The 21976-nt window shown below is 63.0% G+C and carries 25 protein-coding genes and 1 pseudogene; 11 read left to right on the forward strand and 15 right to left on the reverse strand.

Annotated elements, in window-relative coordinates; genetic code table 11:
• Positions 1–118: 118 nt before the first annotated feature.
• Positions 119–1651: a reverse transcriptase domain-containing protein gene (locus ACZ1JY_RS06990; protein WP_465130777.1), complete on the forward strand. Its 1533-nt coding sequence runs from the start codon at positions 119–121 to the stop codon at positions 1649–1651.
• Between the two features lie 485 nt (positions 1652–2136).
• Complete coding sequence (locus ACZ1JY_RS06995) at positions 2137–2922, forward strand: hypothetical protein (RefSeq protein ID WP_465130778.1); 786 nt, start codon at positions 2137–2139, stop codon at positions 2920–2922.
• A 4-nt stretch (positions 2923–2926) separates the two neighbouring features.
• Here the strand turns inward: ACZ1JY_RS06995 and ACZ1JY_RS07000 are convergent, their stop codons facing one another.
• The 4 genes from ACZ1JY_RS07000 to ACZ1JY_RS07015 form a co-directional block, all read right to left on the reverse strand.
• Positions 2927–3451: a hypothetical protein gene (locus ACZ1JY_RS07000; protein ID WP_465130779.1), complete on the reverse strand. Its 525-nt coding sequence runs from the start codon at positions 3449–3451 to the stop codon at positions 2927–2929.
• An 83-nt stretch (positions 3452–3534) separates the two neighbouring features.
• Positions 3535–3981, reverse strand: a complete 447-nt coding sequence (locus ACZ1JY_RS07005) for a hypothetical protein (RefSeq protein ID WP_465130780.1) — start codon at positions 3979–3981, stop codon at positions 3535–3537.
• Between the two features lie 59 nt (positions 3982–4040).
• Positions 4041–4466, reverse strand: coding sequence for a hypothetical protein (locus ACZ1JY_RS07010; RefSeq protein WP_465130781.1), 426 nt, complete (start codon positions 4464–4466; stop codon positions 4041–4043).
• 112 nt (positions 4467–4578) lie between these two features.
• Complete coding sequence (locus ACZ1JY_RS07015) at positions 4579–5190, reverse strand: helix-turn-helix domain-containing protein (protein WP_465130782.1); 612 nt, start codon at positions 5188–5190, stop codon at positions 4579–4581.
• A gap of 212 nt (positions 5191–5402) precedes the next feature.
• Here ACZ1JY_RS07015 and ACZ1JY_RS07020 point away from each other — a divergent pair, with 212 nt between their 5' ends.
• From ACZ1JY_RS07020 to ACZ1JY_RS07030, 3 genes are all read left to right on the forward strand, one after another.
• Positions 5403–7037, forward strand: a complete 1635-nt coding sequence (locus ACZ1JY_RS07020) for a sensor histidine kinase (RefSeq protein WP_465130783.1) — start codon at positions 5403–5405, stop codon at positions 7035–7037.
• On the forward strand, positions 7034–7660 hold the full coding sequence (locus ACZ1JY_RS07025; RefSeq protein WP_465130784.1) for a response regulator: 627 nt from the start codon (positions 7034–7036) through the stop codon (positions 7658–7660). Before ACZ1JY_RS07020 ends, ACZ1JY_RS07025 begins: the two co-directional genes overlap by 4 nt.
• A 163-nt stretch (positions 7661–7823) precedes the next feature.
• Positions 7824–8192, forward strand: coding sequence for a hypothetical protein (locus tag ACZ1JY_RS07030; protein WP_465130785.1), 369 nt, complete (start codon positions 7824–7826; stop codon positions 8190–8192).
• 62 nt (positions 8193–8254) lie between these two features.
• On the opposite strand, the gene ACZ1JY_RS07035 is transcribed toward ACZ1JY_RS07030, so the two are convergent.
• Genes ACZ1JY_RS07035 through ACZ1JY_RS07055 form a run of 5 tightly spaced genes read right to left on the reverse strand, consistent with a single transcriptional unit; the run spans position 8255 to position 13976 of the window.
• Positions 8255–9424 carry an acyl-CoA dehydrogenase family protein gene (locus tag ACZ1JY_RS07035; RefSeq protein WP_465130786.1) on the reverse strand — a complete coding sequence of 390 codons (1170 nt, stop codon included), beginning with the start codon at positions 9422–9424 and terminating at the stop codon, positions 8255–8257.
• Positions 9421–10635: an acetyl-CoA C-acetyltransferase gene (locus ACZ1JY_RS07040; protein ID WP_465130787.1), complete on the reverse strand. Its 1215-nt coding sequence runs from the start codon at positions 10633–10635 to the stop codon at positions 9421–9423. The genes ACZ1JY_RS07035 and ACZ1JY_RS07040 overlap by 4 nt, the downstream gene beginning before the upstream one ends.
• Positions 10632–11864, reverse strand: coding sequence for a CoA transferase (locus tag ACZ1JY_RS07045; RefSeq protein ID WP_465130788.1), 1233 nt, complete (start codon positions 11862–11864; stop codon positions 10632–10634). Before ACZ1JY_RS07045 ends, ACZ1JY_RS07040 begins: the two co-directional genes overlap by 4 nt.
• 3 nt (positions 11865–11867) lie before the next feature.
• Complete coding sequence (locus ACZ1JY_RS07050; RefSeq protein WP_118073253.1) at positions 11868–13046, reverse strand: acyl-CoA dehydrogenase family protein; 1179 nt, start codon at positions 13044–13046, stop codon at positions 11868–11870.
• Positions 13047–13058: 12 nt separating this feature from the next.
• Complete coding sequence (locus ACZ1JY_RS07055; protein ID WP_465130789.1) at positions 13059–13976, reverse strand: SDR family NAD(P)-dependent oxidoreductase; 918 nt, start codon at positions 13974–13976, stop codon at positions 13059–13061.
• Between the two features lie 175 nt (positions 13977–14151).
• Between ACZ1JY_RS07055 and ACZ1JY_RS07060 the strand changes: the two genes are divergently transcribed.
• The 3 genes and pseudogenes from ACZ1JY_RS07060 to ACZ1JY_RS07070 form a co-directional block, all read left to right on the forward strand.
• A complete protein-coding gene (locus ACZ1JY_RS07060) occupies positions 14152–15060 on the forward strand; it encodes a LysR family transcriptional regulator (protein WP_465130790.1) in 909 nt (302 codons plus the stop codon).
• Positions 15061–15117: 57 nt separating this feature from the next.
• The gene (locus ACZ1JY_RS07065; RefSeq protein ID WP_465130791.1) at positions 15118–15414 is read left to right on the forward strand and encodes a nucleotidyltransferase family protein; all 297 of its coding nucleotides are present in this window, start codon (positions 15118–15120) and stop codon (positions 15412–15414) included.
• 77 nt (positions 15415–15491) lie between these two features.
• A pseudogene (locus tag ACZ1JY_RS07070) lies at positions 15492–15752 on the forward strand (HepT-like ribonuclease domain-containing protein); the annotation flags it as partial.
• Positions 15753–15762: 10 nt separating this feature from the next.
• Here the strand turns inward: ACZ1JY_RS07070 and ACZ1JY_RS07075 are convergent.
• Genes ACZ1JY_RS07075 through folE form a run of 3 tightly spaced genes read right to left on the reverse strand, consistent with a single transcriptional unit; the run spans position 15763 to position 17870 of the window.
• Positions 15763–16239 (reverse strand): PaaI family thioesterase, encoded by a 477-nt coding sequence (locus ACZ1JY_RS07075; protein WP_465130792.1) that lies wholly within the window; start codon positions 16237–16239, stop codon positions 15763–15765.
• 43 nt (positions 16240–16282) lie between these two features.
• Positions 16283–17257 (reverse strand): NAD(P)/FAD-dependent oxidoreductase, encoded by a 975-nt coding sequence (locus ACZ1JY_RS07080; RefSeq protein ID WP_465130793.1) that lies wholly within the window; start codon positions 17255–17257, stop codon positions 16283–16285.
• Positions 17258–17273: 16 nt separating this feature from the next.
• Positions 17274–17870: a GTP cyclohydrolase I FolE gene (gene folE, locus ACZ1JY_RS07085; protein ID WP_118074675.1), complete on the reverse strand. Its 597-nt coding sequence runs from the start codon at positions 17868–17870 to the stop codon at positions 17274–17276.
• Between the two features lie 170 nt (positions 17871–18040).
• On the opposite strand from folE, the gene ACZ1JY_RS07090 reads away from it, so the two are divergent.
• Positions 18041–18631 (forward strand): PAS domain-containing protein, encoded by a 591-nt coding sequence (locus tag ACZ1JY_RS07090; protein ID WP_240344498.1) that lies wholly within the window; start codon positions 18041–18043, stop codon positions 18629–18631.
• Between the two features lie 6 nt (positions 18632–18637).
• On the opposite strand, the gene ACZ1JY_RS07095 is transcribed toward ACZ1JY_RS07090, so the two are convergent.
• Together ACZ1JY_RS07095 and ACZ1JY_RS07100 are read right to left on the reverse strand one after the other, a co-directional pair.
• Complete coding sequence (locus ACZ1JY_RS07095; RefSeq protein WP_465130794.1) at positions 18638–19579, reverse strand: sensor histidine kinase; 942 nt, start codon at positions 19577–19579, stop codon at positions 18638–18640.
• A 159-nt stretch (positions 19580–19738) separates the two neighbouring features.
• On the reverse strand, positions 19739–20119 hold the full coding sequence (locus tag ACZ1JY_RS07100; protein ID WP_465130795.1) for a hypothetical protein: 381 nt from the start codon (positions 20117–20119) through the stop codon (positions 19739–19741).
• Between the two features lie 177 nt (positions 20120–20296).
• Between ACZ1JY_RS07100 and ACZ1JY_RS07105 the strand changes: the two genes are divergently transcribed.
• Complete coding sequence (locus ACZ1JY_RS07105) at positions 20297–20695, forward strand: protocatechuate 4,5-dioxygenase subunit alpha (RefSeq protein ID WP_465130796.1); 399 nt, start codon at positions 20297–20299, stop codon at positions 20693–20695.
• Entirely contained in the window at positions 20695–21537 is an 843-nt protein-coding gene (locus ACZ1JY_RS07110; RefSeq protein WP_465130797.1) for a class III extradiol dioxygenase family protein, read from the forward strand. The genes ACZ1JY_RS07105 and ACZ1JY_RS07110 overlap by 1 nt, the downstream gene beginning before the upstream one ends.
• Here ACZ1JY_RS07110 and ACZ1JY_RS07115 read toward each other — a convergent pair.
• Complete coding sequence (locus tag ACZ1JY_RS07115) at positions 21534–21926, reverse strand: Rap1a/Tai family immunity protein (protein WP_465130798.1); 393 nt, start codon at positions 21924–21926, stop codon at positions 21534–21536. The two genes, ACZ1JY_RS07110 and ACZ1JY_RS07115, sit on opposite strands and share 4 nt — an antisense overlap.
• Between the last annotated feature and the right edge of the window lie 50 nt (positions 21927–21976).

The following is a 21976-nucleotide window of genomic DNA, read 5'->3' on the forward strand; positions in this document are numbered from 1 at the left end:
TCCAACGCCTTGAGAGTGACACCCTTCCTTCTGGCAAGTGTCACAATCGAGAACACTAATGCTGAGATGCAGAGGTGGCCCTTTCTTCTCTGGTTCCGCCGAAACGGTGTGGGGAAATATGCAGACCGAGATTAAGCGGGAAATAAAGCGAGTCTGTGATCGAGTTTTTTCCCGGAACTCTTCGAAAGAAAGCACCAGAGCTGAATATCAGAGCCGTATAGCTCGACGAACTGGAACTCCTGCCAAAAAAGCGACTTCAAAACCGTCGCAATATGTGCATCGGCATTTCGATCCAGTTTTTTGTAAGCGGAATGCAAATTTCTTAGCCAAGACTTTATGGCATAAAGTCCTGACGAAGGCATACAGGCCGTTGCCTGCTCAGCATTTCCAGATAGACAAACCCAATGGAGGAAAGCGCGATATTATGGCGTTTTCGATTCCAGATACCGCTTTAGCCAACGTATTAATGCGCCGAATCCGCGAGAGAAATTTGAAACGTTTCTCGCCACACTCTTTTGCCTATCATCCTGATAAAAATATTTTTGATGCTATTTTGGACCTTAAAAGCTACATGATTTCTACTGACAAAGTTTACTCCGTACAAATAGACTTTAAGAATTATTTTGAGTCCATACCAAGTAAGTATATAAAAGAACTTCTGAATGACAGAGAACTTCTCACGGCCACTCTGTTTGAGAAAGAAGCTATTCGGTCATTTATGTTTCATAAATATGCAAACGAAAATCAATATGGAAAAAATGATTTTTCTACGAGGCGAATGGGGACCCCGCAGGGTTCATCTATCTCACTACTACTGGCTAATCTTGCGAATCATCAACTTGATGTTCGACTTGAACGAATGCCTGGCAAGTTTGTTCGCTTTGCGGACGACGTCACCGCTCTTTGCAATAGCTATGAGAGCGCGGTAACAATTGAAGGATGCTTCGCTGAGCACTGTAGACAGACCGGCATTAAGATTAATCAAAAAAAATCTCCTGGAATCGCTTTAGTTGCTAATAAGGAAGCTGAAATAAGAACAGTCGGCTTCATAGATTACCTCGGCTACCGCTTTACGCCGGCCGGCCTTACGCTGTCTGAAGCTAGCGTCTTAAGAATTAAGCGCAGATTGTCGCGGCTAATTCACCTATATCTATTTCATTATGGAGACAAATTCGCGTACAATCCAAAGAGGTTCAGCCGTCCGAAGGGATATGATTGGGATCTCTTAGGTCTTATAATGGAAATTCGAAATTATTTATACGGTGGACTTTCTGAAATTGAACTATCTTCGATGATATTTGATGGCAAAAAGCTAAAAAAAATGCGCGGCCTAATGAGTTTTTATGCACTTCTCGATGATCAAGATACTCTTCGATCGTTGGACGGCTGGCTTGTTAATTCCCTTAGACAAGCTTTGCGTAAAAGGAACAGCATTCTAATCTCGAAATTTGGATGGGGTACCGTAATGCCAAGCAACCGGGATCTTATTTTGGGGACGTGGATCGATCCCAGCTCTTGGGATGGCGAAGATAAACCAGACTTTCGCCTTCCTAGCTTTCGCCGTGGCTGGCGTGCAGCGAGAAAATATTACTACACATTTGGCCTGAAGGACGTGCAACCGCCAAAATATGGCTATCAGTATTCGGCTTAATTTTAGGCCGTAGACTCATAAATGCGGAGCCAGATCCGCATTGAAGCCAACTGGACCATCGCGAGGAAGTTCTCGGCCAGGAATTACGGTGACACTTTACGAAATCTCTAATCTTCTTCGCAAATTGCAGGCTGGCCCACCTAAAGCCCTCGTTCAGGCAGAGTTAGCGGCGTAAGGCGAGTTCACCGTTCATTGCGGCCATGCGTGATGGGTTGATGATGTGGCGCTTGCGGGACGTCGGTTTGATAGTGCCCCACCCCCGACCCCTCCCGCCTGCGGGAGGGGGGTGGCGGGGTGCTTGGGTGCTGCTGCCCCTTCCACCATCCTGCGGATGGTCCCCCTCTCCGGGGCGGGGAGGAACTTGGGGTGCGGCTTGCTCCGACTCATGGGAGCGCGAGGGTTATGACCCTCGCATTTTTCCTTCTCTCCTGACCCTTCCTAGTTTTCGCTTTCCTACATTTAACCGTATAGGTTAATTGTGAGGGATGGATGAGATTGAGAGAGATGCGCGTGGGGAAGTGCTGAACGGCGCGTGCCCCTCCACCACCTTCGGTGCTCCCCCTCCCCCGGCGGGGGAGGAAAAGCGGACGTCTCGGGTGCGGCGGGTGGATGTTGTCGAGGAGTCGGCGCTGGAGTTTGCGCCCTATCTGCATGTGGCGCCGCGGCGAAATTCGATCACGCCGGAGAAGCAGCGGCGGTTCATTGCGACGCTGGCGGCTACGGGGATCGTGAGTCAGGCGGCGCTTTCCATCGGGGCTTCGGTGGAGGCGCTTTACAAGTTGCGGCATCGGGCGGGCGCGGAGGACTTTGCGCGGGCGTGGGATGCGGCGGTGGAGCGGGGCTATTCGCGGCTGGAGGATTGCGCGCTGGAGCGGGCGATTGCCGGGGAGGAGCGGCCGGTGGTCTCGCGCGGGAAGGTCGTCGCCACGTGGACGCATCACAATACCGGGCTGCTGATGTTCCTGCTTCGCGCGCGACGGCCGGAGAAGTATGGCGCGGTCAGGGTGAACGACCTGCGCGAGGGGCATCCGGTCTATGACGCGCTGAAGGTGCGCTGGGAGGCCGAGCGTGCGGCGGCGGATGCGGCGCGGGCCGATGGGGCGCGGGCTTCGCTGCGGGCCAAGTTGCTGGGGATGCGGGAGGCGGTGTTGCGGGAGGCAGGCTTGCGGGAGGGGGTGCTGCGGGAGGAGGTGCCGGGCGGCGCTGGCCCCTCCTCCGCTGGCCCCTCCCCCGCTGGTGACAGCCTTATTCCCCCTGTCGGGGAGGAATGAGCGTTCAGTCTTCGGCGGTTGGCGTGAGGATCTTGTCGGCGATGTCCTCCATGCGCTGGCACATCAGGGCGAGCGTGGCGTCCATGGCGGCGAGCCCGGCGGGACTGAGGTGGACAAAAGTGCGGCGGCCATCGCGGCCATCGTCCTCACGCTCGACCAGGCCGCGCGCCTCGAGGATGCGCAGCCAGCGCAGCGCGGTCGTCGGCGGGACGTGAGCGCCGATGCAGGCGCTGGTGGTCGGCACGCGGCGGTTCTCGCGCCCGGCGACGTAGAGATCGAGCAGGATGTCCCAGGTCGGCTCGCCGAAGAGATCGGCGGGCAGGTGCTTGTGGCGGCGGCGGCGGGCGTTGTAGAATTCCCGCGCGGCGACGGTGTGGCGGGCAATGGTCGCCTCGTCGAGCGCCGGGGCGGCGGGCGCGGCGAAGGCGGGCGCTGCCGGAGCGGACGGGGCGCCGACGATGGCGAGGCTGGCCCGGCGGCCGACGGAATCGCGCCGGGGCGGCGCACTGCGCATGGAACGTACGGTCATGTCTGTGGCTCCCGTGAAATGGGATGAATGGTAAGGCGGCGATGCTGTGCGGTGACCGGCGGCGAGCCGGGGTGCCTAGGGCGTCAGGTGAGGCGCCAGGCGTGGTAGCGGCCGATGCGGTCAGTCCGCTGGAGATGGGCGGTGGTGCCGAGGAGGAGCGCGGCGCTCTGTATCGCGATGGGCAGCTGGCTCATCGCGAAGTAGCCGTAGCGGACGAGCGAGAGGTCGACCATCTTGGCGAGGTGGGCGAGGATCACGATGACCTGTCCCGAGCAGGCCCAGAGCGGCCAGCCGCGGTTGGCGCGCAAGGCCACCCACAGCAGGCCGGCGAGGGCCCAGCTGTCGATGATCAGGTGCCCCGGGTCGATCGCGAAGAAGGCGGGACTGCCGAACAGCGCGTGGTTGGCGAGATCGAGCAGGATGGTCGCGATCAGGATGGTCGCGACCATGCGCTCCGGCTCCTCGCCCTTGCGCAAGGCAAAGACGAGGATGCCGACAAAGGCGATGCGAGCGGCCCAGATCATGAGCATTGCTTCAACCCCTGCCCGCTGCCGTAACCACCAGCGCCCGATTCACCAGCACTCGGCGCTCAGGCCGCATCGACCAGCGCGACCGGGTGGGCGGCATCGCCGAGCGAGCCCGTGGGCGGGCAATCGTCGACCAGGCCCGAGCCCATTTCGCGGCCGACGTCGAGCAGCTTGCCATGGACGCGGGCGAGTTCGCCGCTGGCATCGAGCACCGCCTTCTGGCTGGCGGCGAGACGGAGCAGCGCATCCTGGCCGGTGAACGGACCGACCGGCGTCTCGCGGCGGGCGCGGACCATTGTGGCGAGCAGGTTGGCCTGGCGGATCAGCGCCTCATCCAGCGCCGCCTCGGCATCGTGGAGATCGCGGGTGATGCGCAGGCCGTGGACGGCCGTGGCATTGCCGGAAGCAGCGGCGGCGGCGCGGCCATTGGCCTGTGCACCATTGGCTTTCCCGAAAGGCATCGCGATCGTGTTGTCAGTAGCTTTCATCTTCACACCCTGTCCCGCCCCGTTGCCAGAACGGACCCCTTCATGTGGACGCCGACGCCCCCGCGCCGGAAATCCGGTTCATGGAAGGAGATGGTCGGTGAAGGACCTCGCCCTACTGGTCGAGCATGGTGGACAGTTGCATGAACATGCTCAGCCCGCCCAGCACGATCAGGATCAGGAACACCGTTATGCCGCCAATATAGCCCAGCCGCAGAAGGGTGCCATTCGGCCCGTCGAACATCTCCGGGAGGACATGATGATAGACCATCCCGTCAGCCTCGGCCGGCGCCTGGCGCCTGCGTTCGACCGGAGCAGCGGCCCGACCCTCGATCCCGGGTGCATCATGCACTGGAAGCCTGGCCTCTGCTCCTGACGGTCCGACATCGATGTCATCCCGAGAGCTGTTTTCGACGGGAAGTGGCGGAAAACCTATATGGGAATCTTCATATACGGGTTGTTCGTATGTCTCGACCAGACGGCGATAGGCCTGGGCGACCTCACCGCGGGTGGCCACGCCGAGCTTGGCCCGGGCCAGCATGATGCGCTGATCGACGGTGTGGGGCGATATCCCCAACTGTCGCGAGATCTCCTTGGAGGTCATATGCTGAATCAACAGATCGAGAACCTCTCTCTGCTTTGCAGTCAGCTCGACCAGCGGATTTTCGCAAAGTTCGCCCGTCACAATCATTGCAGTGATGAATCCCGACTGTTCCCGGTCATCCAAAAAGGTAAACGCCCGGTGCAATCAATTCTGCACGAACGCCCCGGATTTGCCAAATATTCTTTCATTAACCGCACTATAAACGTGATCGACCAGTTAAAACCCGCTTAACATCTGACCGTGCCGGACTGGCACAGCCAAATGACTGTTCAGAGCGCGCACGGCGTGCAAAAATGGTGTGGGGAGTCCGAATCAGGACAGGACGGGCAAGAAAAATGCGCAGGCGTAACACGGGGCGAGTCGTTGCGACCGGACGAGCCATCCTTGCGCTTGCGTTTCTGCTCGCCCTGGTGCTGGACCCGACCGTGCCGGTGCGCGGCGAGTTCTACGGCTACAGCCTGCTTTCCGCCTACACGCTGTGGACGGCGGCCCTCATGGTCCTGGCCTGGCGAAGCTGGTGGTTCGATTTCCGTCTGGCCCCGGCCGCACAAGCAATCGACGTGGCGATCTTCATCGCGGCGGTCTATTTCACCGAGAGCCGGTATACCGAGTTCCAGAGCCCGTTCCTCGCGCTGGCCGCGTTCCTGCTGGTCGTCGCCATGGTCAGATGGAACTGGCGAGCCACGGTCGTCACAGCCATCGTGCTGCTGGTCACGAACCTGCTGTTCGGAATGATCCTGTATTCCTGGGGTTTCGACATCGACCCCTATCGCTTCGTGCGGCGCACGATCTACATGATCCTGCTTGCCTCGATGCTGATCTGGCTGAGCATGTCCCGCTCCACTGGGCGCATGGCCGTGCTGCCCGAACCGGCGGGCATTCCCGGCGAGCGGCGTGACCTCGTGTTCGATGGCGCTCTGAATCTGGTCATACAGTCGTTCGGGGCGCGCAACGCGGCATTCGCCTTCGCCAGCAGCGAGGAACCGTGGATCGACCTGCGCCGGATAGACGACGGGCAACCGGACAGGCAGCGCCTTTCGCCCGAGACCTTCGCCGAGGAACTGCTTGCCCCCCTGCCCGCCTCGCTCATCGACATGAAGCGGGGCCGGCAACTGGTCGAGGCTTCCGCCGACGACACCATTGAGGTCCGCGCAGAACAGCTTGATTCGCGCCTGGCCACCCTCCTCGGCGTCGAGAACGGGATGATCGCTTCGGTGCGCAGCGTGATGGGGTCAGGCCATCTCGTGGTGTGGAACGCCCACGCCCTGAGCTTTGACGATATCGGCCTGATGTCGGCGATAGCCCGCGAGTTCGGGCAGGCGCTGGACCGGGAGGAAATGGCCTCGCTTGCGCGCACAGCCGCAGAAACGGGCGTCCGGCACGCCGTTGCGCGCGATCTGCACGACAGCGTGGCCCAGTTCCTGGCGGGCACGCTGTTCCGTCTCGAAGCGCTGCGCCGCTGGATCCGCGAAGGCAACGATCCCGAAGGCGAAATCGATTCGATCAAGAATGCGCTGCGTCGCGAACAGGGACAGCTGCGCCTGTTGATCGAAAGACTGAGGCGGGGCCAGGAAAGCGACCGACGGACTGATATCGCCGAGGAGCTGCGCGATCTTCTGGCCGAGGCGGGTGCGCATTGGCACATCTCGACCGAGCTTGCCCTGACAAGTGACCCTCAGCCGGTTTCGGTACAGCTTTCGCACGAAATCCGCCAGCTCGTGCGCGAAGCAATTGCCAATGCGGCGCGCCATGGCAAGTGCAGCAAGGTGCTGGTCACCCTGACCGAATGTGACAGCGAGCTGCGCCTGAGCATCACCGACGATGGTGTCGGCTTCCCCACGTTCGGCAATGCCGCGCGGCCACGCTCCATTTCGGAACGTGTCGAGGCACTGGGCGGAAGCTTCAGACTTGATTCCAGCAGAGGCGGCGCCCGTCTCGAAATAGCCTTACGATCCGGAGAACTTGCATGATTCCAGTCCTAGTGGCCGATGACCACGGCTTCATCCGCGCCGGCGTGGAAGCGGTGTTGCGCGGCACCCGGTTCTCGGTGGTGGCTGCCACCGCAAGTGGCGAGGAGACGCTGGATGCGATCAAGACCCACGATCCGGCCATCGTCCTGCTGGATATCAACATGCCCGGCATGAACGGGGTTCAGACGCTGGAAGTGTTGCGCGATCGCGGCGACAAGCGCCCGGTTGTGCTGCTGACTGCCGAGATCAATGATCGTCAGCTGATTTCGGTGATGCGTGCTGGGGTAGAGGGCATCGTTTCCAAGGACGGGGCGGAAGACGGCCTGGTCGGCGTGCTGGAGAAGGTCCATGGCGGCCAGAAGGCCATCGAGCCGATCTTCCTGCAGCGGGCCATCGATCTGTCGCTGCGCCCCGATGCGCAAGGGCCGCTGGCCAAGCTCAACCCGCGCGAGCGCAAGATCGCCGCACTTGTCGCCCGTGGCCTGCGCAACCGCGACATCGGAGCGGAACTGGGCATCGGCGAAGGCACGGTGAAAGTCTACCTGCACACGATGTACCAGAAGCTGGGCATCGACAATCGCACCGAACTCGCACTGCTGGCGGTGAACGAGCAGGACAACTGAGCGGAGTCTATGGCTCGGAAGAACAGCGGGACCCCGGGTCAAGCCCGGGGTGACGGCAGGTTTTGGGGCTGCAGGTAGGTGGTTTGAACGGCTGGAATGGGGTGGATTGCAGCCATTCGGAAAACAGTTTGACTTCGCTTTGCGACGAACGTTCTCTGCGCCTATGAACGATACTGATCGCGAAAGGCTGCTTGATCTCTTCGACGTCTCTCCCGCAACGGTCGAGGAGTTTCAGCAAATCGTACGTGCTCTCGTTGTACATGTCCCTTGCTTGAGCCCGTTAGAGACGGAGATCCTCGAATGGGACAGGGATGGCCGGGATGCGGACCATCTGGCACGTCTTGCAATCAAGGTTTGGGCATTTTCTGAAAGCGGAGAGCTCGCTTTCCGCGAGCGGCTTTTTGCAGGCTTTGTAACGTCGCAAGAGTGCCTCGATGGTTATGGAGCAGACTATCTGATCGACTTTGCTCTGGCGGCGGGCGTTCCCGCAGATACTGTGCTGAGAGTCCTCCGGTCACGAGGCACCTGCTGAATGTCCGCAATGGTGTCGTGTCCTGACTGGCTGCTTTTGCTCCCTCGACAACGCCGCGAAAGTCAGTAGCTCCGCGGCAACCCCAGCACGTGTTCGGACAGGAACGACAGGATGAGGTTCGTGCTGATCGGCGCGACCTGATAGAGGCGCGTTTCGCGCAACTTGCGTTCCACGTCGTATTCCTCGGCAAAGCCGAAGCCGCCGTGGGTCTGGACGCAGGCGTTGCCCGCTTCCCATGAGGCATCGGCGGCGAGCATCTTGGCCATGTTGGCCTCCGCGCCCATCGGCAGGCCAGCCTCGTACATCCGTGCCGCCTCGCGCACCATCAATTCGGCCGCGCGCATGTTGGCATAGGCCTTGGCGATCGGGAAGGCGACGCCCTGGTTGGCGCCGATGGCGCGGCCGAACACCTGCCGCTCCTTGGCATAGTCGACCGATTTGCGGGTGAACCACTTGGCATCGCCGACGCATTCGGCCGCGATCAGCACGCGTTCGGCGTTCATGCCCGAGAGGATGTAGCGGAAGCCCTTGCCCTCCTCGCCCAGCAGGTTCGCGGCCGGGATGCGCATGTTGTCGAAGAACACCTCGGTCGTCGCGTGGTTCATCATCGTGCGGATCGGGCGGATGGTCAGCGATTTGCCCACCACCTCGCGCATGTCGACGATGAACACCGAAAGCCCGTCGGTCTTCTTCGCCACCTCCTCGCGCGCGGTGGTGCGGGCGAGCAGCAGCATAAGGTCCGAATGCTCGGCCCGGCTGGTCCAGATCTTCTGGCCGTTGACCACGTATGCGTCGCCCTCGCGCCGGGCGAAGGTGCGCAAGGATGTGGTGTCGGTGCCGCTGGTCGGCTCGGTCACGCCGAAGGCCTGCAGGCGCAACTCGCCGCTGGCGATCTTCGGCAGATACTGGCGCTTCTGCTCTTCCGAACCGTGGCGCAGGATCGTGCCCATGATGTACATCTGCGCATGGCAGGCCCCGCCATTGCCGCCCTCGGACTGGATCGTCTCGAGGATCGCGGCGGCGGCGGACAGGCCAAGGCCCGATCCGCCGTATTCCTCGGGGATCAGCACCGAAAGCCAGCCCGCCTGAGTCAGCGCATTGACGAATTCAGTGGGGTACTCGCGCTTCTCGTCGAGCTTGCGCCAGTATTCGCCCGGAAAATGCGCGCAGAGCTTGCGCACGCCTTCGCGGATCTCGCCGTGGTCCTCGGCATCGTAGGGGGAAAGGATCATCGCGCGGCCTCGAACACCGCGGCGATGCCCTGACCGCCGCCGATGCACATCGTCTCCAGCCCATAGCGCTGCCCACGCCGCTGCAACTCGCGCGTCAGGTTGGCAAGGATGCGCCCGCCGGTCGCGCCGATGGGATGGCCCAGCGAAATGCCCGAGCCATTGACGTTGAGCATGTCGTGGCGGCTGTCATCGTCCGACCAGCCCCAGCCCTTGAGGCAGGCGAGGACTTGCGGCGCGAAGGCCTCGTTCAGCTCGATCAGGCCAATGTCGTTCCACGACAGGCCGTTGCGGGCAAACAGGCGCTCGGTGGCGGGCACCGGGCCATAGCCCATGCGCGAGGGATCGCAGCCGGCCGCCGCCCAGGAGTGGAACCAGGCGATCGGCTCCAGCCCGAGCTCGTCGAGCTTGTCCTCGGCCACGACGAGGCAGGCGGCCGCCGCGTCGTTCTGCTGGCTGGCGTTGCCTGCGGTGACGACGCCCTTTTCAAGCGGCTTGAGCTTGGCCAGCGACTCCATCGTCGCATCGGCGCGATAGCCCTCGTCGTGCGCGAAGATCACCGGGTCGCCCTTTTTCTGCGGGATGCTGACCGGTACGAGTTCGTCGTCGAACAGGCCCTTGGCCCAGGCTGCGGCGGCACGCTGGTGGCTGCGCGCGGCGTAGGCGTCACAGGCCTCGCGGCTGATGGCGAAGTCGCGCGCGAGGTTTTCCGCGGTTTCGATCATGCCGGAGATGACGCCATAGCGCTCGATCGGCTGGCTCATCACGCGGCCGCGCGTCAGCCGGTCATGCAGGGTCAGCGAACCTGCGCGCACGCCCTTGCGCACGTCGGTGGTATAGTGCTCGACGTTGGACATGGATTCCACGCCCCCTGCCACGACAACGTCAGAGACGCCGGTCTGCACCATCATCGCGGCATTGACGATGGCCTGCAGGCCGGAACCGCAGCGCCGGTCGAGCTGATAGCCGGGCACTTCCTCGGGCAATCCGGCCAGCAGCCAGGACCAGTGCGAGATGCACGGCGCCTCGCCGCTGCCGTAGCCTTGCGCGAAGATCACGTCGTCGACGCGCGTGGGGTCTATCTTCGTCCGCTCCATCAGCGCGGTGAGGATGGTCGCGCCGAGTTGCCCGGCGGTGAGCGAGGACAGCGAGCCGCCGAACTTGCCGACAGCGGTGCGGATCGGGGTGACGATGGCGGCGCGGCGGAGGGTCATGCGGATTCCTTGTCTGAAGTGGCGACGACGCCCTTGTCGATCAGTGCGGCGATCTCGCCCGAGGCCATGCCCAGCCGCTGGCTGAGCACTTCCTCGCTGTTCTGGCCGAGGTAGGGCGCGGGCTGCGGATCGCCGGCTTCGCGGCCGGGGATGTTGGCGAAGCTGCGCGGCGCGGGATAGGCGAAGCCGCTGGGATTGGCGGGCGATGGTCCGAACAGCGGGTTGTTGGTGACGAGGTCGGGATCGCGCGCCATTTCGTGCATCGTGCGATAGCGTTCGAAGGTTGCTCCGGCCTTGGTCAGACGCTCGGCAAGCGCAGCATAGGTGAATTGCTCGGCCGCTTCCTGGAACATCGAGAACAGGCGGTGGCGGTGGACGAAGCGGTGATGATCGCTCAGCCCAAAACTCACGCCCAGTTCCGCTTCGACCGCGGCCAGATCGTCGGTCAGCCCGAACGCCTCGACAGTGGCCTTCCATTGCTTCGGCGTCAGCGCGGCGACCATGAAGCGCTTGCCGTCAGCGCTTTGGAAATCGCGCCCGAACGCGCCCCAGATGGCATTGCCGATGCGTTCGCGATCGTCCCCGCGATAAAGCATTTCCGCCGCCGCACCGGCGTTGAACGCCGTGCCGATGGCAACGTCGCCCAAGGGCACGCGCAGTTCGCTGCCCTCACCCGTGGCATCGCGATGCCTGAGGCCCGCCAGCAGCGCGAAGGCGCAATAGGCGCCGGTGATGAAGTCCCAGGCGGGCAGGATCTGGTTGACCGGAGGCGCGGTCCTTGCGTCCCAGTCCTCCGGCCCGGTCATCAGCGGATAGCCCGATGCGGCGTTGACGGTGAAGTCCATCGCCTGCCGCCCGTCATGCCAGCCCATGATCCGCACCGAGACGAGATCGGGCCGACCTGCCGCGATCCGCTCATGCGCCATGAAACTTTCCAGCGGCAGGTTGGTGATCACCTGCCCCACCTGTCGCGCCAGCTCGACGGCCAGTTCGCGCCCCTCAGGCGTCTGCAGATCGAGCGCCACGCTCTTCTTTGCGCGGTTGAGGTTCTCCCACGACAGCGAGCGGCCCTCGCGCGTCATCATGTAGCGCTTGTAGTCCAGCCCTCCGCGTCGGTCGTCGATGCGGATCACCTCCGCGCCCATCTGCGCGCAGTAAAGGCCTGCGGTCGGCGAGGCGACGAAGGACGAGACCTCGACGATCGATAGCCCGGAGAGCAGCTGGTACATGGTCTACCAGACGGTCCCTTCGCTGGCGAATTCGCGCAGCAGGTGCTTGGCGATCTGCAACTGCATGATCTGGCTTGTGCCTTCGTAGATGCGCAGGATGCGGGCATCGCGGAAGAAGCGCTCGGCCGGATATTCGGCGAGGTAGCCCGCCCCACCGAACACCTGAACGCAACGGTCGACCACGCGCCCGCAGGCCTCGGAGGAGAACAGCTTGGCCGCAGCCGCCTTGCGCTGGATGTTCTCGCCACGGTCGGCGCGGGCGCAGGCATCGGCGACCATGCATTCGGCGGCGTAGAGGTCGGCCTCGCTGTCGGCCAGCATCGCCTGGATCAGCTGGAAATTGGCGATCGGCTCGCCGAACGCCTTGCGCTCGTTGGCATAGCGGATCGCGGTATCGAGCGCGCGGCGCCCCATGCCCACGCCCATGCCCGCCACCGAAAGCCGCCCGTTATCAAGGCTCTGCATTGCGATCTGGAAGCCCCGCCCTTCCTCGCCACCGACCAGCGCCGAACCCGGAATGTAGACATCCTCCATGATCACGTCGGCGATGTGTGCGCCCGATTGACCCATCTTCTTGTCGGGCTTGCCCACGGTGATCCCCGGCGTCGACATGTCGACGATGAAGGCCGAGACGTGGGCGTTCTTGGGCAGGGCCTCCTTCGAGGTGCGCGCCATGATCAGGCCGATCTTCGCCGAAGGGCTGTTGGTGATGTAGCGCTTGGTGCCGTTGAGGCGGTAGCCATTGCCGTCACGCACCGCGGTGGTCTGCATCGCGGCGCTGTCCGATCCCGAACCCGGCTCGGTCAGCCCGAAGCAGGCAATCTCGCCACTGGCGATGCGCGGCAGCCATTCGGCCTTCTGCTCTGGCGTGCCGTAATTCTTGATCGCGCTGCCGGTCATGCCGATGTTGATCGACACGGTGGAGCGGTAGGCGGGCGAGGCATAGGCCATGTGCATCACGGTGGTGATGTACTGGCTGATGTTCATGCCGGCCCCGCCGAACTCCTCGGGGATGGTGATGCCGAACAGGCCCATCTCGCGCATTTCGTCGAGGATGTCGTCGGGAATTCGGTCATTGGCGATGACATCGTCTTCTGCCGGGATCAGCCGCTCGCGCACATAGCGGCGCAGCTGTTCGAGGAACTGCTCGAAGATGTCCGGGTCCATTCCGGGATTAGCCATGTCGAAAATTCCTCAAACAGGATCGTAGGGGAAGACGTGCGCCGAAACTTCGTCGGCACGTGCGAACGAGGGGCGGAACGCCGGGATCAGTTCCTCGGCAATGGCTGTGGGCGTCCAGCCCTCAAGCTTGACCATGGAGCGCACCGGGCGCGGCTTGTCGAACAGCAGGATCTCGTTCTTGCGCACCGAGAAGATCTGGTTGGTGACGTCCCTGGAAAGGTCCGAAGCGAGGTAGGTGACGAGGGGCGCGATCTTGTCGGCGCTCATCGTCTGCATCCGCTCCACCCGCAGCTTCTGTTCAGGCGTTTCCGCCGGAATCGAGGCGGTCATGCGGCTCCACGCGAATGGTGCGATGCAGTTTGACCGCACGCCCCAGCGCGCCATGTCGAGCGCGATTGACTGCGACATCGCCACCAGCCCCAGCTTCGCCGCCGAATAGTTGGCCTGGCCGATGTTGCCGATCAGGCCCGAGGTGGAGGTGAAGTGGATGAAACTGCCCGAGGACTGTTCGCGGAAGTAGGGCGTTGCCGCCTTCGAGACATTGAACGCGCCCGTGAGGTTCACATCGATGACGCTGGTCCAGTCCTCGTAGGACATCTTGTGCCAGATCGTGTCGCGCAGGATGCCGGCGTTGTTGACCACCGCGTCGATCCGCCCGAACCGCTGCACCGCATCCTCGACGATGCTTGCCGCGCCCACCGGATCGGCGACGCTGGCGAGATTGGCCCAGGCCTTGCCGCCTGCTGCGACGATATCGTTGACCGTGGTCTGCGCCGGGCCTGCATCGCCGCCGTCGCCGCCCTGCGCCACGCCCGGATCGTTGACGATCACCGCCGCACCTTCGCGGGCGCAGAGCAGCGCGATTTCACGCCCGATTCCGCGCCCGGCGCCGGTCACGGCAACGACCTTTCCATCCAGCACGCCGGCCATCCGAATCTCCCAAGAGTGTCTTGTTGACACTCTTGTTAAGCGACCGGTTAAACCATTTCAACCGCTACCATCACCGCCGTTGGCAGCACCTTTGGAACAGGTCTTCACAATTACCCGCAATTGTGGTGTGGGAGTTCAACCAATCACCTTGTGATTGAACCAAGGGTGGCTGCCGATGCGCTTCAAGGGCCTCGATCTCAACCTGCTCGTCGTGTTCGACGCGCTGATGGAAACCCGCAGCGTGACCCGCGCGGCAGAGCGTATCGGCCTGACCCAGCCTGCGACAAGCGCCGCGCTGCGCCGCTTGCGCGACTACTTCAATGACGAGATCGTCGTCGCCGTAGGCAAGCGCATGCACCCCACGCCGTTCGCCGAAGGGCTGCACCCGCAGATCCAGCTGGCCCTGCGCGGGGTAGAGCGTGCGATCACCACGCCCACCGCGTTCGATCCGACGACCTCGACCCGCCGCTTTCGCATCGTCAGTTCCGACTATATCATGGTTGCCGTGCTGGTCCCCCTGATCGAGCGCTTTGCCGTGACGGCGCCGGGCGTGCGGGTGGAGATCATCCAGCCGACCGAACAGGCCGTGTCCGAACTGGAATCGGGCAAGGCCGACCTCCTTGTCACCCCCGAACCGTTCCTTGCCGCCTGGCATCCTCATGAAGTCCTGTTCGAGGAGGAGCAGGTGGTAGTCGGCTGGGCGGAGAACCCGGTGCTGCAGCGGGGCCTGACCGAGGATGACTTTTATGCCGCCGGTCACGTCACCGTGGCCTTCGGGGCCAATCGCACCGCCGCCTTTGCCGATTCCACGCTATCGCGCATGGGGCGCGAACGGCTGGTCGAAGTTACCGTGTCCAGCTTTGCCTCGGCGCCGTGGTTCATCGAGGGCACGGCGCGCCTTGCCGTTCTGCACGAGCGCCTCGTCCGCCAGATCGCCCGCCGCTTCAACCTGGCCTGGGCGCCGATGCCGTTCGCCTTCCCCAAGATGCACGAAATGATGCAATTCCATGAATCGCGCGCCGACGACGCCGGGCTCAGCTGGTTGCGCCAGCAGATGCGCGAGGTTGCCGCAGAGGCGGCTTGAAACCCGGCAAGGGAATGCCCGATTGCACGGTGAAGTTGTGAAGAGCATATTGGCATCATGGACAAGACAGAAGCAATTGCCAGGTTGAAGCCGCTCGAACGCCGTCTTCGTGCGCGAGGCATCAACGCGCTTTATGTCTTTGGATCGACCGCGCGCGGCGATGCCGGCAAGTCGTCTGACCTTGATCTGCTTTACGAGTATGACCCGTCCACGAGATTCAGCCTGTTTGATCAGGCGAGTGTGATGCTTGAATTGTCTGATGAGCTGGGCACATCGATTGACCTCGTTTCACGCAATGGCCTGCGACCACGTGTGCGGGCGCGGATCGAGAATGAAATGGTCCGAGTGTTCTGATGGCGAGTTTGCGTGATACGCTGGACGATCTGCAGCTGCTGATTGCCAAGGCGGAGTAATCTGTCGAAGGCAGATCTTACGAAGATCTCGTTGCCAATGACGAAGCCTATGATGCTTTGACCTACCGCTTGGCAATGATCGGCGAGACGAGCAAGAAGCTGCCGGAAGAGCTGAAGGAGCGCTATCCGCATCTGCCATGGCGCGAAATGGCCACGTTCCGCAACTTCGCCAGCCACGACTATTTTGGCGTCGATGCTCAACTTGTCTGGCAGGCTGCCATCAGCCTCGAACCGATCAAGGCGATGACGCGAGCCGAATTGGCAAGGCTCGGCGCCTAATCAAAATGCTCTAGTGTGAAATCCGCCGCGATCGCTTGATCGTGCCGGAAAAGCTCAGCACGGCTTCCTCCTGCCCGTCCGCGCCGATGCGCAGGATCGTGCCACGGGCAAAGACGAGGCTGCCTCCGGCGCGGACGCATTGCCCACGCGCCGTCAACATCTCGCCCGCCTGTGCGCCGCTGACGAATTCGCAGTTCATCGTCACGGTCACGCCGCTGACTTCATCGCCATTCGAGGCCGCGACCATGAACAGCGAGAAGTCGGCAAAGGTCATCAGCGACCCACCGTGGACGATGCCGTGGCCGTTCAGGTTCTTGGCCTCGGGAATGAAGCCCGTGACGATTCCGCGCGCGTCCCTTTTGACGAAGAACGGACCGGTGCCGTCCTCGAACGGGTCCTTGCCCGACCATTTCCACCAGCCGGCCCAGGGACCGTCGTTGACCTGTTCGAAGTTGCCCTTGATGGGTGAAGTTTCCGCCGCGTTCATGGCCGCCTTCTTAAGCGGACGTCCGAACCCCTGTCGATAGCGATCAGGCGACTTCCTCGCGTTCGCGCGCCATCATGCGGGTGGCCAGCGTCCTTCCCGAGATCCATGCATTTTCAACGCGCGGGCCCAGCAGCCAATCACCACACACGCCGATTTTCGACTGTGCACTCCACAGTGCGCCAAGGTTGCTGCCAGTCGACATCGCATAGCGCCAGCGATGGGCCGAGGCGGTGACCGGTTCCGGCAGGGTTTGCTCCAGCGCTTCGCCCAGGGCGGCAAGCAAGGCGGCCGAGACGTTCTCCACGCTGTCGTCGATATGCTGGGTCGACCAGTGCGGGCTGGCCTGCACCACCCAGGTTTCCGGGCCCTTGCGGCCGGGCTTGGCGCCATTGCGTGCGGCCCAGCTGATCAGCCCTGCCTCGCGCACGGTGTCGTGCCTTGTCGGCAGACGTTCGGCAAAGGCGAACATGCCGGTCCAGCACGGCTGCGACCGGGCCGCGAGCGCGGTTGCCGCCAGCGAAAGGTCATGCAGCGCAACGATGGCCGAGGCTTGCTCGGGCGGGATCGACACGACCACGGCATCGAACGGCCCGGCCTGCATACGCTCTCCCGCCCCGGTCTCCCCGGTCAGGAACCAGCGGTCCTCGCGGCGGACAAGGCCGCGCACGTGCCAGCCGAAGGTGACATCGTGCTGGTCGGCCATCTCCTTGATGACGGCGTTCATCGTCGGCACGCCGACCCAGGCGCCGGTTCCGGCGGCAGGCCAGGGCGCAGCGACGCCGCTGGCCGACCAGCGCGCGACTTGAGCCATGAACGCCGGATCGCGCACGGTGAAATACTGCGCGCCGTGGTCGAAATGGGCATCGCCGAGCGGCGTCGTCATGCGGCGCGTCGACATGCGTCCGCCAGGGCCGCGCCCCTTGTCGTAGAGCGCGACGGTGTGGCCCGAGCGAACGAGCTGGGAAGCGCAGGAAAGACCGGACATTCCTGCGCCAACAATGGCAACATGCATTTTCATCGGTGTTTTCGCGGGCTCAACCACGTCCCATCAACGCCAGGACTTCCTTGCGGCTGCTGGCATCGTCGAGGAAGCAGCCGAGCATCCGGCTCGTCACCATCCCCACGCCATGCGTCCTGACCCCCCGGCCAGTCATGCAGCCATGCTGCGCCTCGATCACCACCGCGACCCCTTGCGGCTGGAGATTGTCCCAGATGCACTTGGCGACTTCCGCGGTCAGCCGCTCCTGCACCTGCAGCCGGCTGGCATAGCCGTGCAGCACGCGCGCCAGCTTGGAGATGCCGACGACGCGGTCCTTGGGCAGGTAGGCAATCGACGCCGTGCCGATGATCGGCGCCATGTGGTGTTCGCAGTGGCTCTGGAACGGGATGTCGCGCAGCAGCACGACTTCATCGTAGCCGCCCACTTCCTCGAAGGTGCGCGAGAGGTGCAGGCCCGGGTCCTCGGCATAGCCGCGGCAGTATTCGCGCCAGGCCCGCGCCACGCGCTTGGGCGTATCGAGCAGGCCTTCGCGCTCGGGCTCGTCGCCCGACCAGCGGATCAGCGTGCGGATCGCCTCTTCGACATCGGCAGGGACGACGATCTTGCCGTCCTCGCCGATCACGTCTGCCATGCCCGAGGAGGCGGCGAGGGAGGGTGACAGGACGTTCATCGGTAAAGGCTCCGATCCGGCGCTAAAGAGGTTGCGGAATGATGTCCGGATGCGCCGCAGCCCCATCGGGAACAACACGGACCAAAGGGCACGGACTGGAAACCGGCGGAAAAGGGCGTATATGTGCACCCATGTCCATAGCCGAGATGATCGCCTCCAGCCCGACGGCCGCCGTCATCAGCAATCCGCGTTTGCCGGACAACCCGATCATTGCCTGCAATGACGCGTTCGTCGAACTGACCGGATACCCGCGAGAGGAGATCATCGGCCGCAACTGCCGGTTCCTGCGTGGCACAGGCACGGAGGACGACAAGGCCCGCGTGCTGCGCGACGGCATTCACCGCAAGCAGCCGGTGATGGTCGAGATCATCAACTACAAGAAGGACGGCACCCGTTTCCGCAACGCGGTGATGGTTGCGCCGATCTTCGATGCCGAAGGTGAAGTGGAATACTTCCTCGGCTCCCAGGTCGAACTGCCCGAGGAACAGGGCGCGGCCAACGACCTGCGCCGCAATGGCGCCGCCGAACGCGTCGAACGCCTCAGCCGCCGCCAGAAGGAAATCCTCGTGCTGATGGCCGCCGGAAAGCTCAACAAGCAGATCGCCTATGAACTGGGCCTCAGCGAGCGCACCGTGAAGATGCACCGCTCCGCCGTGCTCAAGGGGCTGGACGTGAAGACCAGCGCCGATGCCATCCGTGTGGCGATCGAAGCCGGCTTCTGATTTTCGTCAGCGGTTCAGGGGCCTGACACCCTCGATCCGCAGTTCGCACCACACGCCCGCCGGATCGAAGTTCAGTTCCAGTCCTTCGATCCCCGGTTGCGGGACCAGCAGCCGCGAGCCGATGCCCGGACGCGCGGGGCTGGTCACAGGCGGACCGCCTTTCTCTGCCCACAGCATGTACAGCGTGGAACCGGAGGGGCCGATGAACCAGCTCAGCTCGACATGGCCGCGCTCGCCCGATAGCGCGCCATATTTGACTGCGTTGGTGCACAACTCGTGCAGGGCCATGATCAGCGGGATGCAGCTTCCTGCCGGGAGCACGCAGGGTTCGCCGGTCATGCGAATGCGGTCGTCGTGCTCGAACGGGGCAACCGTGTCGCGCACGAGTTGCGGCAGCCGTCCTTCCGCCTCTGCGCCGATCTGCAAGAGGTCGCTCGCAGCTGCCAGCCCTTCGATACGCAGGCTGAATTCCTTGTAGAAATCCATCGGCGATGCCGCCTTGGGCCCGCGCGAGGCGAGCGCCTGGATCAGCGTCAGCATGTTGCGCACGCGGTGGCGGAGCTCGCGGTTGTAGCGCTCCTGCTCGGCATTGACGACGGCGATCCGCCGCATCGCCCCGCGCAGCATGCTGCCGATCAGGACCGTCAGCCCGCCCGAGAACACGAACAGCACGAAGATCAGGCTGCGCACGACACCGACCTGCGAGAACCATGGGTCCCCACCGAAAAGCCGCTGCGCCAGGAGGGAAGCAAGCACCATGTACGTGAGCGCGTAGCGCAGTTCGAGCGCGAGCGATGCAATCAGCAAGGGGGGCCAATAGGTGACGAACGGCCGCCCGAGTGCCCCCATGTCGAGCGAGGCCCGCAGTATCGTGGGGATGACAAGCAGCACCGCAATCCACGCCAGCGATTCCGCAGGGGTGCGATCAGGATCCACCAAAGCGCGCACGACACGCGCCTGACGTGTCTCGCCAATTGCCAAGTTCGCACCCCCATGTTCAATTGGACCGGCTCTTTTCAGGCAGTTCGGTCCAATCCGGACCTTAATAGCGCCGCAAAAACTATAACTGCAAGATTATTCGAGCTTTTTTCTGTTCCGCCAATCACATCAATCGACGCCAGCCAGGACGGCAAAGTCCACCTTAGTGGGTGCTGAAAGCCGCAAGACGTCGGCCAATGCGATGACCTCTGCAATCGCGGTCGCCTCCTCAACCGTCAGGCCGGAGAAATCGGGCAGGAACGCCCGGCAGGTCTGCAGGAGATTGGCGGGCGAACGCTCCAGCTCGGAACGGTAGGCTTCGAGCGTCCGGCAGCCATCGATTTCGCTCCACGCAATGCCGCTGGGCGACGGGCGTTCGTGATAGGCCCAGAGCGCGTGGATCGCGCGCTCAACCGCCAGTTGCGCCTGTTCGACCACCAGCGCACCCGAGGCGCGAGCCTTGAGCCTTTGGCGATAGCGGCGCTGACGTTCGGCGTTCGAAAGTGGCATGGGCTTGATTCTACACGGTAACTCGCGCTGATCAAACTCCGTTACGTTACTTATGGCGCTAACCCAAGTTTGACCTGCGTCAAGGTCGAGATTGTATGTGTTGCATATGATCTTGAACAGGCGCCGCATCGAAGGCCTGTTCGATTCGGCGACAAGATCGCTTGGGAGACCAGATGCATGGAACACCATCAGACCCCGTCCGCCGCCGCCCGCGAACAGGCCTTGCGCCGCGCCATCCCCCTGTTCGACGGCGCCCCGGCCTCGCGCGGCTACGAGCTCAACGCGATGTGCTTTTCGTTCAACGAGAAAGCCAACCGCGATGCTTTCCTTGCCGATGAGGAAGGCTATTGCACCCGCTTCGACCTGACGCCGCAGCAGCGCAAGGCCGTCGCCGAACGCGACGTGCTGGCCATGCTCGAGGCGGGTGGCAACGTCTATTACCTCGCCAAGCTTGCCGGGATCTTCGGCCTTGGCGTGCAGGACCTCGGCGCCCTTCAGACCGGCATGTCGGTCGATGCATTCAAGGCCATGCTCGTCGAATGGGCCAAAAAAATCCCCACCAAGGAGTGTGCATGATGGCACAGATCATCGGCGGCTATTTCACCAGCCACGTCCCCGGCATCGGCGGCGCGATCATGCGCGGCGATCAGGACACCCCCTACTGGAAGCCGTTCTTCCAGGGCTTCCCCCCGATCCGCGAGTGGTTGGCGCATGCGAAGCCCGATGTTGCCGTGGTCTTCTCCAACGACCATGGCCTGAACTTCTTCCTCGACAAGATGCCGACCTTCGCGGTGGGCGCCGCGCCCTCGTATGACAATGCCGACGAAGGCTGGGGCCTGCCGGTCTACAAGAGCTTCGAGGGCCATCCCGCGCTTTCCTGGCACCTGATCGACAGCCTGGTGCGCGACGAGTTCGACATCACCACCTGCCAGAAGATGCTGGTCGATCACGCCGTGTCGATCCCGTTCGAGCTGGCATGGCCCGGTGTCGAAAGCTGGCCGATCAAGCTCGTGCCGATTTCGATCAACACCGTGCAGTACCCGCTGCCCAGCCCGAAGCGCTGCCTTGCGCTGGGCCGTTCGGTCCACCGCGCCCTGCAATCGTGGGGCGGGGACGAGCGCGTGCTGATCTGTGGCACCGGCGGGCTTTCACACCAGCTGGACGGCCCGCGCGCCGGGTTCATGAACCCGGACTACGACCTGTTCTGCCTGGATAACCTCGCCAGCAACCCGGATGCACTGACCGGCCACACTGCCGAGGAAGTGGCAGAACTGGCGGGCACGCAGGGGGTCGAGATCCTCAACTGGATCGCTGCCCGCGGCGCCATGGGCGATCAGGGGATGACCGAAGTCAGCCGCAACTACCACATCCCGATCAGCAATACTGCTGCTGCCAGCCTGCTTCTGGAACCGGCTTAGCCCCTGCGGCGGGGCTTGCGCGTAGTCTTCGCCGGAGCCTTGCGCTTCGGCGGAGGCGCGACCTTTGGCTGGATGTCCGGCCAGGCATCGACGATCGCCGCCTTCACCACCATGCGGCCCTGCAGGGTCTTCGCTTCGTCATGGCTGGCGAGATAGGCTGCCACCACATCGCGCACCTGCCCCGCACTCACGTCGTCCGGCACCTTGGGCGGGCGCTCCATGCTGCGGAACCCGTCGAGCACGCCGATCACGTAGGACAGGCACATGGCCCTGTCGACCGGCGCCTTGGCCGAGCACGCCTCGTTCAGCTGCGCGCCGCTCATCCACTCGGCGCGCGCAGGTGTGGCAAGCGTTGCGACAGTGGCAAGGACGAGAAGGTAACGGATCAAGGTCAGGCAACTCCACGGCGATCACCCCGCCAGAACCCATGCGATGGTGT

This window comes from Novosphingobium sp. BL-A-41-Hi4B-X5A (assembly GCF_055521705.1).